This is a genomic window from Actinomadura napierensis (assembly GCF_039529375.1).
GTDB lineage: Bacteria > Actinomycetota > Actinomycetes > Streptosporangiales > Streptosporangiaceae > Spirillospora > Spirillospora napierensis.
Map to the genome: position 1 here is coordinate 1 of NZ_BAAAMR010000295.1, position 760 is coordinate 760.

2 protein-coding genes and 1 pseudogene are annotated in these 760 nt (G+C 39.7%); all 3 read right to left on the reverse strand.

What is annotated here, in order from left to right; all coding sequences use genetic code 11:
- A partial coding sequence (locus tag ABD296_RS49530) for a chemotaxis protein CheW (RefSeq protein ID WP_344285521.1) occupies nucleotides 1-246 on the reverse strand: 246 nt, incomplete at its 3' end.
- Nucleotides 247-306: 60 nt separating this feature from the next.
- Nucleotides 307-684: a response regulator gene (locus ABD296_RS49535; protein ID WP_455363887.1), complete on the reverse strand. Its 378-nt coding sequence runs from the start codon at nucleotides 682-684 to the stop codon at nucleotides 307-309.
- Nucleotides 685-692: 8 nt separating this feature from the next.
- A pseudogene (locus ABD296_RS49540) lies at nucleotides 693-760 on the reverse strand (response regulator); the annotation flags it as partial.

Genomic DNA, 760 nt, shown 5'->3' on the forward strand with positions numbered 1-760 from the left:
AGATACCGAAAGTAATCTTCCACGAATGTTTGCCAATCCCTTGACCCAACTTTGAGTATTTGGAACTGGTGTATATTTCGGTGGATAGATAACTTCTGACACTTCCCCAAGTGGTGCGACGAAGTATTGCCCTCTCATTTCAAAAGCAATTCCTGACCATCGCTGTGCTTCATTTTGAACTGAAGCGTAATTCTTATTACCCCGTTTAGACAAACGAAGTAACTCGATAAATCCATTCGCTGCCATACTCGATCCTATAAAACGGGCGTATTTATCCCGTTATTTATGTTTTTATGGATGGATGAGTTAATTTAGAAATTGTTTAATTACATCAATTAATTGCTTTTCTTCGATTGGCTTGATTAAGTAATCGATTGCGCCTTGACGTTTACCCCATACTCGGTCAGTTGCCTGATCTTTAGTACTCACAATCACCACCGGAATATGCTTCGTGTCTTCATCACGGGTAATCTGGCGCGTTGCCTGAAAACCATTTACACCTGGCATGACCACATCCATTAATACCAAGTCAGGCTGCTCAGCTTTTGCCAAAGTCACACCATCTGCACCGTTAGATGCTTCAAGTACGTCATAGCCATGCTTAGTTAGGATTTCTTTAAAACGAAAAGTTTCTGTTGGTGAGTCATCAACAATGAGAATACGTGCCATTTCTTTTGCCCTCAAATTACTTATTATGAACTTACATGATTACGAATCGCATTTAGCAATTCATCTTTGCTAAAAGGTTTCGTCAAGTATT